The organism is Sulfidibacter corallicola (assembly GCF_017498545.1).
In the GTDB taxonomy this organism is placed as follows: Bacteria; Acidobacteriota; Holophagae; order Acanthopleuribacterales; family Acanthopleuribacteraceae; genus Sulfidibacter; species Sulfidibacter corallicola.
Genome location: NZ_CP071793.1, coordinates 5,702,485 through 5,719,030 on the forward strand (window position 1 = coordinate 5,702,485; position 16,546 = coordinate 5,719,030).

At 54.4% G+C, this 16,546-nt stretch carries 11 protein-coding genes; 2 read left to right on the forward strand and 9 right to left on the reverse strand.

Features of this window, described 5'->3' with window-relative positions:
- The first annotated feature begins 625 nt into the window (after positions 1-625).
- Together J3U87_RS17395 and tnpB are read left to right on the forward strand one after the other, a co-directional pair.
- Entirely contained in the window at positions 626-1,561 is a 936-nt protein-coding gene (locus tag J3U87_RS17395; RefSeq protein ID WP_237384326.1) for a DUF5655 domain-containing protein, read from the forward strand.
- A gap of 109 nt (positions 1,562-1,670) precedes the next feature.
- Positions 1,671-2,048 (forward strand): IS66 family insertion sequence element accessory protein TnpB, encoded by a 378-nt coding sequence (gene tnpB / locus J3U87_RS17400; protein ID WP_237384327.1) that lies wholly within the window; start codon positions 1,671-1,673, stop codon positions 2,046-2,048.
- A gap of 1,042 nt (positions 2,049-3,090) precedes the next feature.
- On the opposite strand, the gene J3U87_RS17405 is transcribed toward tnpB, so the two are convergent.
- From J3U87_RS17405 to J3U87_RS17445, 9 genes are all read right to left on the reverse strand, one after another.
- On the reverse strand, positions 3,091-3,546 hold the full coding sequence (locus J3U87_RS17405; protein ID WP_237384328.1) for a hypothetical protein: 456 nt from the start codon (positions 3,544-3,546) through the stop codon (positions 3,091-3,093).
- Between the two features lie 278 nt (positions 3,547-3,824).
- Complete coding sequence (locus J3U87_RS17410; protein ID WP_237384329.1) at positions 3,825-3,989, reverse strand: transposase; 165 nt, start codon at positions 3,987-3,989, stop codon at positions 3,825-3,827.
- A 154-nt stretch (positions 3,990-4,143) separates the two neighbouring features.
- Positions 4,144-4,824: a class I SAM-dependent methyltransferase gene (locus J3U87_RS17415; protein WP_237384330.1), complete on the reverse strand. Its 681-nt coding sequence runs from the start codon at positions 4,822-4,824 to the stop codon at positions 4,144-4,146.
- A 539-nt stretch (positions 4,825-5,363) separates the two neighbouring features.
- Positions 5,364-5,633: a class I SAM-dependent methyltransferase gene (locus J3U87_RS17420; protein ID WP_237384331.1), complete on the reverse strand. Its 270-nt coding sequence runs from the start codon at positions 5,631-5,633 to the stop codon at positions 5,364-5,366.
- Between the two features lie 950 nt (positions 5,634-6,583).
- The gene (locus J3U87_RS17425; protein WP_237384332.1) at positions 6,584-6,874 is read right to left on the reverse strand and encodes a DUF2185 domain-containing protein; all 291 of its coding nucleotides are present in this window, start codon (positions 6,872-6,874) and stop codon (positions 6,584-6,586) included.
- Positions 6,871-9,081 carry an RHS repeat-associated core domain-containing protein gene (locus J3U87_RS35130; protein WP_337249575.1) on the reverse strand — a complete coding sequence of 737 codons (2,211 nt, stop codon included), beginning with the start codon at positions 9,079-9,081 and terminating at the stop codon, positions 6,871-6,873. The genes J3U87_RS17425 and J3U87_RS35130 overlap by 4 nt, the downstream gene beginning before the upstream one ends.
- A gap of 94 nt (positions 9,082-9,175) precedes the next feature.
- Positions 9,176-11,683: an RHS repeat domain-containing protein gene (locus J3U87_RS17435; protein WP_237384333.1), complete on the reverse strand. Its 2,508-nt coding sequence runs from the start codon at positions 11,681-11,683 to the stop codon at positions 9,176-9,178.
- 627 nt (positions 11,684-12,310) lie between these two features.
- Positions 12,311-15,985, reverse strand: coding sequence for an amino acid adenylation domain-containing protein (locus J3U87_RS17440; RefSeq protein ID WP_237384334.1), 3,675 nt, complete (start codon positions 15,983-15,985; stop codon positions 12,311-12,313).
- An 88-nt stretch (positions 15,986-16,073) separates the two neighbouring features.
- Positions 16,074-16,505 carry a hypothetical protein gene (locus tag J3U87_RS17445; protein WP_237384335.1) on the reverse strand — a complete coding sequence of 144 codons (432 nt, stop codon included), beginning with the start codon at positions 16,503-16,505 and terminating at the stop codon, positions 16,074-16,076.
- Positions 16,506-16,546 lie beyond the last annotated feature (41 nt).

Genomic DNA, 16,546 nt, shown 5'->3' on the forward strand with positions numbered 1-16,546 from the left:
TATCTGGCGAAGCGAAGATCGAGACCTGGCATCTGCTGGGATCGATAACCCAGGTCTTCCCCAAGGCAAAAAGGATCTCGGCGGGACTGACGTTTTCGCCAGATCCTTCGCTGGGAACGCTCCAGGTACCAACGAGGTTCCTTGTTTGTTGTACTCGCGAATATGGAAGTCATCCCGGCTCAATGGTAGTTGCCTACGTCGTCTATGGCGTGAGGTAAAGGTGTCAGGATCGGCTTCACCTGCAAAGGTGAGGTTTGGGACCTGGAGGGCAAGCCTTTATTGGAGCCGAAATTGATCAGGGGAGCAAACGGGGAGGCTGTGCGTGATTCCTCGCCAGAAAGTCAGCGGGGCCAAGAGGGTAGGGTCTGGACAGGGAAATGAACCTCCTGTATGGACAAGCACAGTGTTTGTGATTTTTCTAGCATTTTTGGGTTAACCTGGTTGTGATATCTTTCGCGATATACAGAGATGCGACGGTTTATTTCTGGTTAGAAGACGCTTTGCGAGCGTCTTTTTGTACGCGTTGGTGCCGCCCTTTTTGCGGCTTTTGCCCTGATCCTCGGATCAAAGCAATTGCACCGTCACGTTCTCAAGATACCTCTCCCTCAAGTGAAAGGATTCATAAATGTCGAATCTCAAATTGTTTGCCATCCAAAATGACCAAGCCGTCGAACTGCATGGCGAGCCTGTCCAACTCGAAAAAGACCTGCAAGCTTGTGTCGAGCGAAACATGGAAACGTTGCTCGGTGTCCGGTTCCTGGCCTCGGAATACGTGACCAGCAAAAACCATAGTGGCCGCATCGATTCATTGGGCCTGGATGAGAACCATTTTCCTGTGATCGTCGAGTACAAGCGGAACAAAAACCATAACGTCATCAATCAGGGACTCTATTACCTCGACTGGCTCGTGGACCATCAAGCCGAATTTCAGCTTATCGTTGCCGACAAAATAGGTGAGGAGGCAGCGAGAAAGGTTGACTGGACAGGCGTTCGTCTCATTTTGATTGCCGAAAACTTCACCAAGTTTGATCGCTACGCGGTCAATCAAATAGACAGGACCGTCGATCTTTTCCAATACAGCTATCACCGCGCCGAGGGTCTGGGTGGCCCTTTCCTGCTGCTCGACCTGATCAGCTCGCAGTCAGGAGCGGTGCCGAAAAGTGACACCACGGCTCCCAGAAAAGAAACGACGACCACGGTTCGCGATGACACGCACCAGTACCGCCTGAGCAAAGCAAGCCCTGAACTAAAGGCGTTGTTTGACGCGGTATGCGAATTTGCCGGCAGTCTCGGCGATGTTCAGATGAAGGAGTTGAAACACAACGTCGCGTTCAAGAACATTAAGAATTTTGTGAGCGTCCTGGTTTATCCGACCCAGGATCCTATGGTTCGTCTGTATGTGAAGCTGAGCCCGACTGAATTTGAGCTCGAAAATGGCTTCACTGAGGATGTGACCGGAAAAGGTCATTGGGGCACCGGTGACCTTGCCGTTTTCATTCGGAACTGGAGCGACCTAGAGAAAGCAAAGCCATTGATTGAGCAAAGCTATCGGGAGAACTGAAAATGAAAAGGCCCCGGCCTCTTCAGGTCGGGGTTCGTTGCGCCAGATGGCGCCGACCCTAGAGAGGGCGGGCTGAGCCCTGGCGTTTTCGTGTTTTGGTGTATTGTCTATGCCTTCTTTGGATGGTTTAGCTACAATGGGGCTTCGATTTTCGATAGATGGGAGTTTTGCGGTGTTGTGGATGGTACAGCCGAAACGAATTTTTCTTGCGCCAGGGGCGATCAATATCAGGCTTGGCATGGATTCTTTGTCAGAGTTAGTTCGGGACAAGGTGCCCGATGGATTTCGGAAAGGTGACATGATCGTGTTCTGCAACAAAAAAAGAGATAGGGTGAAAATTCTTCATTTCGACGGTAACTACGACCTCTTTGATTACAAATTGGACAAGCTCCGTGTAGCATGGCCTGAAGAAGGTGGATATCGTGCGATTTCCAGGCAGGAGCTGGAGCGCTTTCTTGACACTGGGGCCATCATTACCGGGTGCTAGAAAAAATCGATTCTTTTCAATCGGGACAAAGGCGCCAGTGGGTACCTCTTTGCTCTCGTTTCTGCCCAGCGGCCCATTCGTGGACAGAATTTGTGCCTAGCGCCCAGCGCCGCTACTACTGGCTGGAGGGTTTCGGTGCGTCTTCATTTTTATGGATGATTCCGAGGCGGTTTGAAAGAGCCTGCCATTCTGCCCGGTCGGTCCCAGTTCGGGCAGAAAAAGGGATTCAAGAAAATTGAAAAATAATTTTCTGCCGCTGCTCGTGAACCACGAATCTGCCCCGCAGATAACGTTTTGAGACAGGAAAAAGACCTGCACCACTCCAATTTAGTTCGAACTCCCCGCCCCGTGCGGGTTACAGAAGCCCGAAGCCAAGCGCTTACGGGCTTTTTGCTTTTAAGCGCTTGATTTAAAGCGGTTTGGCCAGGTGGGGCGGCGGTTTGAGGCAAGCGATTTGGGCCAAGGCGATAAAAGTGCCACGCGTTTGGGAGGGGTCCGCGCGGGCAGGAAACCGGAATCCCAGGCCGATTTTATCGGTTTTATCGGCTTTATCGGCTTCCTGCGGGTTACAGATGTGACTCTGGTGAGACGTCTTGAGTTCGATAAAAAGTGAGTTGTTCACGCCGGAATCGAACTTCAAGTTCGAAAAAAAGGCGTAGTTCCCACCCGAGTCGAACGTCTTCGTGGAAAGATCGGGTTTTTACATATTCTTTACATGAGTTTCTGTCCAGAGTGGAACCTCATTGGACAGAATTTCAGTGAACACATTATTCCGGTTCGATGAGCGTCCTCTTTGAGATTGCGTAATGTACTTGAATTTAAGAAGTTAAATGTGGAGTGAATTCTGCCGCAGCAGAGCAGAATCCATCGAAGCGATGATTTGCTGTCCTTGAGTGCGAACCAAATGGCGAGTGCTCGGCTGGATTCGGTCTTGTTGTCCTCAGTAAGGTTCACATGCCATGGGAATGTACTGGCCAGGCCCAGATTTCGATTTTCCATTCCAGGCTTGCGTGAGCATTGGCCGCCGGGCCGACTCATTGTTTCATAATGAGGAGGAGAGGCTGGGATGGTCGGGTCCCTGGCTGCCTATGTGAGGAGTCTTTTTGAGGCGCTGAGCCAACTCGAAAACCCTGCCGTTTTCATTGCCCACCTGCTTTTCGACTTTTACCTCGCCGTCTTTTCCCTTCACCCGAATAGCGGTTGTCCTGATCCCGCTTTGCAAATAGGCCAATCGCAGGTTCTTCCCGCCCGGCGCTAGGAGAACCCGCACGAGAATCCCCTCTCGCTTCGCGACGTGCTCGAACTCGGCCTTCACCTTTTGGGGCCGCTCGCCTGGGCCCAGGTCCCAGTAGACGAACTTCTGGGCATTGGCTTCCAAGCCTTCGAGCAGAGCAATGTGATATTTGAGGTACCACTCTGAAGAAAGCTGAAACGAAATCGGCGAAGATAGCCTACCTGCTGATTTGGTCTTTTTCTTTCGAGATTTGTTCTTCGGCATGAAGATCCTTGATCAGGCCAAGCCTGGAAGTGATCATCGTCCAATAGACTATAGTACCGTTTTTATGCGCTCATTTCATTTGGTAGGGCTTGTTTGGAGTGATTCTAGGAGATCGATCGCGTTCTCTTGCAGTGGAACCAGTCTCAAGCCCAAATCCGAATGTGAGCTTTCCAAATCGCGACTTTGGAAGTGCGAGTCCACGATCGTTGCGTCTCTTCGTAAGCGCTCAATGTGTTGTGGGTAGTAACCCTGAAACCGGATTGAGATAGTGGGACATCTCAAATACGGAGGGCGATGCCTTCATCTTGGGCTTTGCGACGCCATAGATACAGCGTCGCCACGGGGATACCCATTTCTTCTGAAATCTGCTTCACGGGTTGATTCTGCGGGGGCACCATCCGCTGCAGCGTGGCCTCTTTTTGCCCCTCGGTGTATCGATTCATGTTCGTCCTCCAAAGCTGAGAATTCTAACTCAGCCGGGGCGATAACTATCGTGACACATAGGGACGCCGCTCCGTTTAAATTCGGACACCTTTCCAAAAAGGCGGTCGAGCTGTCCGAATTCGAATCGTCAGGGTGTTCGAAATCAAAATGGAATCAGTGTTCGAAATCATGGGAATGCGCATTTAATTGAGGCTTGTACGTCTTCTTTGATGCTATAAAATAGCTAGATGCTTCTTTGTATATTTTTTCTGTTTCAATGATTTGAAAACTTTCACTGGTTATTAAGTGATCTAACTCGGGGCTTTTGAGTCTTCTGATGGGGATGGGGATTAATCCCATTGCACAAAGAACTCGAACAAATTGAATTTGAATAGTCACCAATAATGACTTTTTCTCTTGCAAGCAAGGGGTTGCAGAAATAAACAATCCGTCAGGTTTTAATAATTCATGTATTCTTTGCATGACGCTCTGTGGGTTAGGTACTGTATGCAACATGTTGAAAGCCAGGATCACATCGAATGTTTGGTTTTTAAATTTTTTATCAAAAATGTCCGTTTGCGTGAAATTCACATTCTTAACTTTACAAACAGTAGCCTTATTTTTTGCGATTTTAATCATTTTTGATGATATATCAATGGCATGAATCTCTTTCGCTTGGCTGGCAAGTTCGCAGGATTTTGTACCTGTTCCACATCCATAATCTAAAACAATATCGTGGTCATTGAGATATTTTTCAGTGTTTTCTTTAGTCTTATTATGAATATACTCAAAACGCTCCTCTGTCTTATCATAGTTTTTTGAAGCTTTATCCCAAAACGCTTCCGGTTTGTTCATCTTTTACTCCTCGATTAATAGAGCCACATAGGAGCACCCAGTGCCTTTTCTTTTAATAGAGCCCGGAGAGTTTAGGCTCCCTGTAGTGCTTTTTCCCGTAGTTGGACGCCAGCCGGAAAGGCTGGCGTTTCTCTGTATATCGGTTCTTCAATATCAACACGAAGTTGCAACATATTAAGGGTGTCAAGCAATGTAGGGTCGAACCGAAAATCTATGGAACCCTGGCCTTGAACTTCTCTGAGTTGGACGTGGCATTTTTACTCCCCTTCACGCTTGATCCACGTATGACGATTTCTTGGGGAAATTAGGGCGTTGTTTGTGAACCGGCCCACGATTGCCGAAGACGCCAGTTCTTGGCGGGGATGGCGTCACGAAACACGCAAACGTTCCGTCTGTCGCATGTGAAGCGATCTCTTGGAAAGAGCTCGAGGGGCCTGGAAGGACCCGCCCAACCCGCCGCGACGGCGTCACTTGTGAGATGAAGGGACTGTGCGCTTGCAGCGTTTCGATTAGAACCAGACTGGCCTTCAGGTTTAGGATTACTTCTTTGCGAAAAGGAACCCGGTCCTGCCGGTTTTGTTGAGCGACTCGCTCATGGCGATCTCGAAGCCTGCACAGGCCATGGCGCCGTTGAGATAATCGTTGTCGAAGATTTGCGCCTGGGGAATCAGACCCAATTTGCCGCCGATCGGGAGCAGCCACTTCAGGAACATGCTCGCGCGTGCAATGCACGAGGTGCTGAAGATGAAGACCCCGCCCGGCTTCAACAACTCGTGACAGAGGGCGATGGTGGGTTGGATGTCGGCCACCAAATGGATGACGTTCGGGCCCAGGATTACCTCGAACGATTCCGGTTAGTGGGGAAGGTCGAACACCGCCGCTTGGCTGAAAGCGACATTGGGCAGGCCTTTGGCCCGAGCCTTGAGTGATCTCGATCATCCGGCGGGACGAGTCGATGGCTTTTTTGGCGTAGTAGTCGGCGTGGCGGTCCCAGAATAGCATGGATTTGTCGATTCTGTTCTTCATGGCATCGGACCTCTCTTGTGGGATGACTCGGCCCGCATCCAGCCGCACCTTGTGCTTGTGGGGCTGGCGGGCCTAGGGGCCAAGCCCAGTTTAGGCAAGCTAGATAGCAAACAATAGAAACAATTATGTTCACTTGTGGTACGTTTTTTTGCCACTCACCTGTAACTCATCCAGGAGTGCGCGGCCATGACCACCCTTCCCGACCTTATTTGGGATCCCCTGCGCGTGTTTCTCGCCGTGATGCGCTCGAACAGCCTGGGTTAGGCCACCCAGCAAATGGGTACCAGTCATCCGACGATCCGCCGGAACCCGGCCGTGGTTTACGAGCAAATCCGGGGCTGATAAAACGCAAGCCCACCATTGACCACGAGTAGCGTGGCTTGGCTTGCCCGGGTACCCTTCGATTTGAAAATGATCGGAGAGCTAAATGGGATCTTTACGTTTGGTTCCAAAGAGAACGGAGCCAGGGTTTATCAAGGTGGCGGTTCCCATGGACAAAGAGCCGAATCCGGAAAAAAACTGTCAAAGCCATTTGAGCATCTCCACCCACCGCGGTATGTTGGTCCACGTTGAGAAAAGTGAAGCATAACCGCTGAGTTCCTATCTTTTTGCAAATGGTGGAAGCAATGTAAATACACAGCAAGAGCAAGCTCACGAAAGCGGAAAATGCGAATCGGCTCCAAGGAAACCAATTCACTTTCCCCAAGGCATCAAAGATTAACAAAAGTGCATTTCACTCTTTGATCCTGACAAAACAACCAGACTCTTCATCCCTTTCAAACGAAGCAGGATATGGCGTTTCTAATACTGTGGCAATCAAAGGGTCAATTTCGACTATAGTTGAGGCATTGTACATTGAAAAATTATTGGCATTTTCAACGTACTCCTTGTTCTCCAAACCGGAAAAAACTCGCCATCCGCTGTCTTCCTTACTGTCAGGCTCTTCCCTGTAAAGATAGCCAATTGATTTCCCAGATTTGATGACATCATGACTTGCAATAATGTACCCGACTTGTATTTTCATAGTCTTTTATCCTCGTGGCGATGACTTCGATTTGAAGCCCTATCTTCGAGATGGTACAAAGCAGGGTCATTTTCTGCCTCGATTACCTCTTTCCTAGTGCTCCCTGATTCATCATGCCCTTTTCGTCGCTTTCTCCATTCTTGGCCAGGTTTGTGCCCGACATCAATTTCCCCCGGCTTTAAGGGTTCTTTGGAGTGGGGATCAATCATTTTTCCCCTCTCGTTTCTAGGTTGATTTTTTTCAATTTGCTTCCGTGTCTCTTTTCGGAGCTTTACTCTGCGTTTTGTTGCAGGATTTTTCGTAACATTCGCTGCATCCCCAGCGTTATCAGCCGCATTGGCGGCTTTCTTTGCATCGTTCGCCTTGTCAGCAGCTCGGGCAAGATCAGTTCCGGTGTCGACGATTTTTTCACCGGTGCGTAGAATTTTCAAGGCCGTTCCAGCTCCACCAGGTACAACAGGAACCGCAGCGGCCAGACCATCGACGACCACGCCGCCTGCATCTATCGCCGCATCGAGCCAATTACCCTCACGCACGTTGTAGGCGAAGGAAGCGACACCGATCCCAATGTTGAGGACATCCCAGGCGGTTTCCACCGCGTTCCCATTTGGATCGGTGCCACTGACTGGGTTTTGATGGGTATAGGTATAGAGGTTGTAGCTGTTGGGCAAATACGGGTTGAAGTCGCGGGCACGATCCGGTTGCGTGAAGCATCCGGCTACTGGATCGTAGAAGCGCGCACCCATGTAGATCAGCCCGTTGGGATCTTCATCGTGCCCGGTGAAGCCGTGAGCCCCCTTGTGGCGTGCCGCTTCGATCAGTGGTTGGCCGTAGGGCTCATAGGCCGCCGTGGTGACCGCATTCGTTTCACCGTTCCAGGTCACCACCGGGTTCCCGAGGCAATCGCGGAAGAAGTGGATCTTCTCCAAACGGGTGGGTTTGCCGTTTTCGAAATCTTCCTTTTCGACGAAGATGGCCTTGCCTTGGAGGGTGACGTACTGTCGACGTTGCTTCAGTTGGTTGCCCGCGCCTGTGGGGAAGTCTTCCTCGGTGATGATGCGGCCGTCGGCGTGGCGGATGGAGTAAGTTACGGTCTGGGTGTTCTCCCGCACGGCAGCGACGCGTTGACCGAAGGCGTCGTAAAGGAAAAGCCGATCCCCTGAACCGGAGCGGTGTTCGCCATCGACCCGTCGGTCGCTCAGGACTTGGGAGATTTGGCCAGCGCGGTTGTAGCGCACTGAATGGTTCGGAGTCTGGGTCAACCGGCCTTGAACGTCGTAGGTGTAACCACCGTCCCGATGGAATCGGTTGCCCTGACCGAAGCTCGCTGAATGCGAGGCCACCGCGAGCGTGGACGTCCCCGTGTGGAAACTCATCCCCGAGCGGCTGGTCAGGTTGCCGACCTGGTCGTAGCCGTATGTGATGGCCTCGTTGCCCACGGAAAACGAATGCAACTGCCCGCGATCCGTGTACGCGTGCCGGATCTCCGTTCGGCTGGGGAACAGGCGGTCATCGCGAGAGAACGATTCGATGAAACCCCACTCGTTGTAGATCGTGAGGAGCCGTCGATACAGATACTCGGGATTACCACCATGCGGGAAGAGCTGCACCGTAACCGCTCGGCCCATCGAATCCGGCCACCAGGTGTTGAGAACACCCATCCCCGATTCTTGACCGCGTTCGGCCACCTCAGAAAGTGCGGCCACGTCGAGCACCTGGTTTTCGTCCAATTCGGGTCTGCGCTGCTCGTCGCGGGACACAGGCTCTCCCATGCGTTGAAGCGCGGGCCCACATGCCTCGGAATCACAGCCGCCTTGGTCCCAAACCGCGCCCACCAGTTGTCCGCTGTACGGGTTGTATTGAGCTTGTTCGATCAGGTGCTCGAAGACGGGCCCCTCGGGATGGTTCGGGCCGAACCCGTAGTAGACGCTTTCCGGCTGTCCGTAGTAGTGGTAGCCATAGGATTCATAGGCACCCTCGGGATGCTGAAACCAACGCTCGCGGCCGATTTCATCGTAGGCGATGGCCAACTCATAGGAACGTTCACCGAGCATCATTTCGAAGGGAGCCCCAACACCTTCAAGGCTGGTCCCGTCCAATTGAGGCAGGGTGATCCTCATCCCCGTCAGGCGGTTGGCGTCATCGAAATCCTTGTAGGTATAGGTCACCGGCAAGCCGCCATCGGTGTACTGAACCGCCTCGGACATGCGGTTGTTGACGTCGTAAGAAAAGGTCGTCACCAGCGATTCATGGGCTTCGTTGGCTTGGCGGTTCCAGGTCTCCCGGACACGGCCAAGGCCGTCATAGACGAATCGAGTGACCGTCGTGGGGTTCGCGGCAGCACCTTGATACCGGTTCTCCAATAGTCCACGGCTGTTGTACGCGTAGTGGATCGACTCGGCGCTCTCGGGATGGGTTTCGGTGACCCGTTGCCCCAGCCAGGTGCTGACGGTGGTTCGCTCGAGCGAACCATCGCCAAAGGGGCGAACCTTGATTTCCAAGCCTTTCGCATGTGGGAAGTACTGGAAGAAGGTGCTTTGCCCCATTAGTGCTCGCCATGGTCGTGCGACCGAGAAAATCGGTTTCCTTGGTGCGCCTCAAGGTCCGGTCAACGCCATAGGCCGTCGTGCTTTGGGAGATCACCGACCCGCCATCCGCCGTTCGGGCATACGCGAAGGACGTGTCCTGAAGGATTCGAGAGGCTTGGCGCCAGGTGTGGTAAATCCGGGTGGGACGTCCGAAGACATCGTACTCGTATGACCAATCCCCACCGAGACCGTTGGTCTTGCGTTCGATCAAGCCCAATGCGGTGTAGGTCGTGTCGCGGTTCCAAGGTTTCCAATCGATCGTGCGAATGGTCTCGCGGGTCTCCCGGCCCCAGGCGTCGAATTGCCGGAACATCACCGGAATCGTGTTGCCACTCTTGGTTCGGGTGACAATCGCAAGCGCCATCTCGGCGGTATTACGCTGCAGGGCATCGAGCCGATAGAAACTGGTTACGTAAGGATGGCTGGCTCTCGGCTGAGAGTACTCGGTGATAAGGTCGGCGGTATCCGGCTGCTCGGTTCGCGTGAGGCGGCCATCGAGGTCATAGGTGAACCTGCGGGTCACGCCATCAACGGTCTCCGTGGCCACCGAGCCGTCAGGGTTGATCGTGCGCGTGGTATCGACGCCCTCGGGATAATCCATCCGCTGGGCCACACCAAATCGGTAGTCGTGATAGCTGGTGACCACGGTGCTGTTACCATGGGTTTGCTGCAAGAGCAGGCCACGAAGAGGGCCGGTTTGGTAGTAGGCGAAGGTGTCGCGCTCGTAATCATCTCCATTGCGCCAGCGGCGAATTTCCGTTGCAAAGGGGAAAATCGCGTTCTCGTACTTGTAGGTCGTTCTCTCGGTGGTTTCCGTGATCGCGCCGCGTTGGAAGGTCTCCAAAACCTCGGTGGCGAGATTCAGTGCATAGGGGTCATCAAAGGTGTGGTCGTGTTCTCCGAACGCCCTGACGGCCCGATGCTCGTAGTCAAAGGATTTTCGCAACACGTGGGAACCATTGCGGGCCTGGCGAATGACCGCGGTCGGTTGCATGAAGTGGACATCGAAGCGCTGCCCGTCGAGGCCCCCTTCACCGAACCAAGAGTAGTGGTAATCGGTATCGAGCCAGACTTGCTCCTCGCGTTGGCTGTGACGGCGGAGCGCATGCACTTGTATCTGATCGCCGCCGGCATGGCCGCCGATCGTGAGCGGTGGTGTGTAGGTCCAGGTCTCTTCGTAGCTGGAATCCCGATAAGTGACGGTTCGGGTTCTGTTGCGGCCTACGACGTGGCTTTGGTCCCAAGTCTGGAACAAGGTGTGGTGGACGGGCGTGTTGACGTAGCTGGTCACTCGCTCATAGGGCACCTCGCCATTGAGTTCGGTAACCGTGACATCGATCCGCCCCTCATCCCAGGAAGTACCGCGTTCCTCATCCGAGGTCCATTGCCGGTAATCAAAACGGTACCGGCCACCGCCATAGGAAAGTTCCCGGAGGCGCACGTACCGACGAGACCGGGTGGTGAGTACTTCACAACTGTCATCTCGTGGAGTGCGGCAGTCGCTGGTATCCACCTCGACATATTGGAAGAACCGCGACGCGTACTGATACCGAACGGTCCCCCCTGTCGGCAGGGTCATGGCGGTGACATAGGGTACCCGCTCGCCGATATCTTCGGCGGTGAACACCGTTTCGTGCCCCAGCGGCGTGATCACCTTGTGGAGCACCGTGAATGCCTGGCCTGCGGCCTGGACGGTCTGGTATTCGAAGGTGCGCAACAATCGAGAGCCTTGGTCGGATTCCAGAATGACACGCTGCAACCCGTCACCTGCGTAGTGGAACTGCAAGGCCCGACCAAAGGAATCGGCTACCCGATCAATGAGCGCCGAGTCCGGCAGGGTGCCGTCGGGATCACGGACGCCGACGTAGGAAATTGAAAGGGTGCGTTGGTTTGGGAGCCGGATTTCGACCGGGTAGAAGCGCACAACCGTCGCATTGTTCCAATCCGTGACGCGACGAACCGCCTGGTACTCGGTGCGCTGGCCATTGGGGTCCAATAGGAAATAGCTGTTTTGGGAAAAGCCTTCGAGGGAGGTTCCATCCATGGTGCGTGCCCGTGTGATCCGGCGCAACTGATCATCGATGAAGTGGATGTCGGCATGGACCGGCGCACAACCATCGGGTAGGCAGGCGTCGCTGGCGCCACCATTCGGGGCGTCGGCCTGAAAGACGCCGTCTCGGCCGAACACGCTGACGTTGCCCGCCGTATCGACGAACCGCACGCGTTTTCAGTCGGAGGAGGACGGCGTGGTGCCGTTCCCAAAAATCGCGTTGTGCTGCAGTACTCGATTGGGCCATCCCACCAGCCAGGTGATCACCTTCATCATGCGGCGAAAGGTTCGACTCCGAATGGAATCCTCCCTTTGTCATTCAACCTCTTTTCGATTTCTGCGGAAAGCGAAAGTTCCCCCGATGAGTGGGAGCATCGGAAAGGTCACGACAGCAACGGTTCAGGTCCCTTGATCCCGAGAGAGTAAACGCTCGAAGCCTCGGGTCGGAAGAACAGCGAATCATTTGTCTGTCGTGACAAAAAGAACGACCCCTAATACCGATGGCACGAGGGGGCGTGCCGAAAAAATCGACACGCCCATAGGGCCGGATCGTTTTAGGAGGTAGGTTCCCGCCGGTCACTGGTGTCCCTCCGATCATTTTCAAATCGAAGGGTACCCGGGCAAGCCAAGCCACGCGACTCGTGGTCAATGGTGGGCTTACAACCTCAAGGCCGTGCCCGGCTCCTTCTCACGATAGGCTTTTACCTTGCGAATGATTGCAAGGACCGACCCGGACCCGATAAGAATCCGACTGGTTTTCCTGCAGGATGGACGTCCATGGTGGATTTCCTCCTGGCGCTAGCACGGCTGTGAAACGTCAAACGCGTTTGCGTCTCGTTGGCGGTCGACCATTCGTCCAATGAGCCAAATAAACGGTTCGACCTGGCCGTTCAACACGCAGGTACCCTGGCAAATACTACGAAGCAACGCCTGAACATTCGATGAGCACAAGGCCGAGATCGCTTGACCATTCGTGAGCTGCAATGAGCATGTGGGAATTTCAGGTACGATTTGGGCTCTCAATGTGACGACTTGCTCATCGATCATGAAGGTGATCGGTGCTTCATCATCGGGAAGCTGGATAGACACGGCAAGATCCGGGGCCGGCCAGCCGTCCTTGGCCATCGACTGTTTCACGTAGGCGGAAAAAGCGTTGGCCCAATCCTCTACGTCGGATAGCCCTTGGTGTACGTCGGCGGCATCCATGTGAGTGGTCGTTAGCTGTTGGTCGACTTCACGTTCCGCTTCGATCAGCGCCGCGAGTGTCTTGTCCACGTCCTCTCGTGTATGAGATGCGGAGCAAATGAGCCTTAGCCGGCCTCGTCCACTCTCCACGATGGGATAGGTCACCGCCGATGTTTGAACCCCGCGTTCGTACATGCCCTGGACGATTGCATAAAGCTTGTCCTTGTCGCTAAAGTGCGGGGTGACGATGGGGCCGTCGCCAGTCCCCAGGTCGTACCCCGCCTCTGTGAATCGCGCACGCATGTAACGGGTCGTATCCCAAAGTCGCGCGCACAGCGTGTCGTCCGTGCTGAGTCTTCGCAAAGCCGTCAGGGCCGCGGCCATATCCGCAGGGCTGATCGAAGCCTGGAAAATATAAGCCCTGGCCGACGACTTCAGCAGGTCGACATGCTCCTTCCTGGCGGCGACGATGCCGCCAAGGCTCCCGAGCGCTTTGCTGAGCGTCGTCATGATGAAGTCCACTTGCTCCGTGACCCCTTGATCCGCACAAATACCGGCGCCACGAGGACCGTAGAAGCCAAAGGAATGTGCTTCGTCCACCAAGACCAACGCACCGTACCTCTTTGCGGTGCGCACGATCTCCGCCACAGGGGCCGCGCCTTCGCCCATGCTATATACACCTTCGAGAACGACGAGGACCGTACGGTACGGAGATACTTCCGCCTCCAACACCGTTGCCAAATCTTCGGCATCGTCGTGTTTGAACGTTCGAATGGTCGCGCCGCAAAGGCGAGCACCATCGACGATCGATGCGTGACAAAGCTGATCGAGGACAACGACATCGTTTTTACCGAGAAGACCCGCGATTACCCCGACATTTGCCGTATACCCCGTCGGAAACAGGCAAGCGCCGGGTTTTCCCACCAAATCGGCAAATTCCGTTTCGAAAGCCAGATGGAGATCGGTCAAACCCGACGCCGCTGCAGAGGTTCCCATGCCCGTCCCAAAATTCTCCAGAGCGGTACGGGATTCCTCGATGACTTTTTTGTCCCGGTTCAAACCGAGATATAGGTTGGTGGTCCATATGATGGCCTCTTGCTCTTCGTCGGTATACGCATCGGTCACGGTCCCTCTACTCGCACTACCCGTGCGGATGACCTTGCTGTACGGGTTTCTGCGACTGTCGTTGACCATGCGCATCACTTCCTGCACGAGCTTGCCCTTATCGGTCGCGGACCAGGCGGGCGCTTTCGCGGCTTGAAACGTTGGATGGCTGGATTGAAAATGCGATTGAAAATGGGCGAGTGAGTCCAAGTCAATGCTAGATACTTTTCTCTCGGAACCTTGATTTGTGGTACTACCCATTAGGCTAAGGATGTAATCGGCCAGGGCCTCGGGAGTGGCATGATCAAAAATCGCCTCGGCAGGTAGTTTACGACCCAAGGCTTTGGTCAATCGACTACTCAATTCCGGTGTGGTCAACGAGTCCAGACCAAAGCTGTCGAATGGGAGATTCGGTAAAACTCGTTTGGGATCATTCATGTCGAGGAGAGAGGCGACCTCGCCCTGGATGATCGATACCATTACCGCATGTCGCGCTTCCTTGGTACCCGTCAGACGGTGCACTGGGCCACTTGCGTCGCCAACTGCGGCAACGCCGGCGTCCGCTCGAGATTCCGCAGAACGATGTACTTCCTCCAGGCTCGGAAGTCGGTTGCGATCGAGCTTGTCGTTGGGTAACAGTGGCAACTCCTCGAGGTGCATCACCAGTTGAGGAACCATGTATTTCGGCAGCCGTTTTGCCAAATAGGCTTTCACCGCCTCGTCTGTTACCGCTTCATCCTGACTGACGACATAGATAACGAGTATTTTTTGGCCAACGCCCCCGTCTAGCGCCGCCGCCGCTGCCGCATCAACCCCTTGCATGGATTCGAGCGTGGACTCAATCTCTCCAAGTTCGATTCGAAAACCTCGAATCTTTACCTGTTGGTCGACTCGGCCCAGGAACTCGATCTCACCGTTTTCGCGCCACTGGCACAAATCGCCCGTTCTGTACATCCGCGTTTCCGGAATCGCACCGTTCGGCTCCACTGCGACGAAACGCTCCTTGGTTTGGGCTTCATCGTACAGGTATCCACGTGCAAGCTTATCACCCGCCAGGTACAGTTCTCCCGGAACCCCGACTGGAACCGGCTGCATGGAATCGTCCAGAATGTACGAGCGCGAATTCGGTACCGACCTGCCAATCGTCACCACCTTCGTTCCTGTCGGAACCTCACTGGTTGTCGAGAAAACCGAATCTTCGGTCGGTCCATATGCGTTTACCACCCGCGGACGCCACTCCAGCGCGTGAACTTGGTTGACCAGCGACAGTTTGAGCGCTTCGCCACCAAACACGACACAGCGAATATTCTCCGGCAGCTTTTCTGACGAGAGCAACGCCTGCATCGACGACGGAACCATGACACAGGTTCTTACCTTGTCCGCGGAGGGCAGCTTCGGCAGCTCCAGAGCGTGGTCCGCCAATACGATCGTTCCCCCGAGTGACAAGGACCCCAAGGTTTCCATAACCGAAGTATCGAAACAAACCGAGGCGGCGGCGAGTACCCCTTCCAGTTCTTCATCATTCAACAACTTGCCCATTGCATGGCTCATGGCCACGAGATTTCGTTGCTCGACCGCCACACCCTTCGGTCGCCCGGTAGACCCCGATGTATAGATGACATATGCCAGGTCGGTAGGTGACGGCTCTTCTAGGCCAGCCGCCGTTTGGTCTCTGGCCTCATCGAGCCAAATGAGTTCACCCACGCCTTCGCAAAGCGTCGCCGTATGTTCGTTTTCCACAATGGCTGCCGCCGCACGAGAATGCTCGAGCATGTAACGCACGCGCTCCTGGGGGTATGCAGGGTCAAGCGGCACATAGGCACACCTCGCTCGCAGTACCCCTGCCAAAGTCGCGACAAGCTCCCAAGTGCGGCTCATGCACACCCCGACCAAGGAGCCCGGCGCCACACCACGTGCCGCGAGCTCGCCGGCAATTTCGTTCGCCCGCGCCATGAGGCGCTGAAAGTCGATCTCCGTCTCGCCATCGATGATTGCGATTCGTTTTGGATACCCCCGCGCCTGCTTCGCAACAAGCCCGTAAATGGTCTCTTCCGAATCGGACGCCACCGGTGCCCGAGTCTTTTCGTTGGGCCTGTCGTGATCCCGTCGCTCGTCGAGCATGGCCCCCGGCCGAGCCCAGGAAGTCGCACCCGGGCATTGATTGTCACCTGATTGTCCACCCATTCTTTTCTCCATCCGTCCTTGTGATTCTCGAGAAGGCAACCCAATCCCACTGCGTGTTGATCCGCGAGGAAAAGGACCTCCAAATGGTCTACAACACCAGGCTCAGTCCGTCGTCGAAGTGCAGGTGCAAGCGTGCCTGGCGATCGGCTTGCGGTTGGTGCCAACCCATATGGGCGGCCAACTGCGATACCGACTGCGATGCGCTCACAACACCTTCGTTTTTCATGGTTGCGGCATGGTCGGAGATCGGTGTGATGCCGAAACCGGATTCCCCCATCCGCGGTCCCGAACCCTGTATGCCGTTCTGCTTCGTTACACGCCCGACGCCAAAACAACAGCCGATATTTTTTCGATTTCGATCACCAAAGGCGAAAATGGCCGAAATGGAGGTCCTTCCCGGGGTTCGCCCGTTTTGGGACATGAAAACCAGCTCCGACCGTTTGGGAAAAGGTTCGGCTTCGGAGTTAAACACCTGCGAAATAAGGAGTTTATGCAAGATGCCAGTGGCGCGGCCGGTCAAGCAGGGGCGATCGCAAAAGACGTGGTGGGATCGGTCTGTTC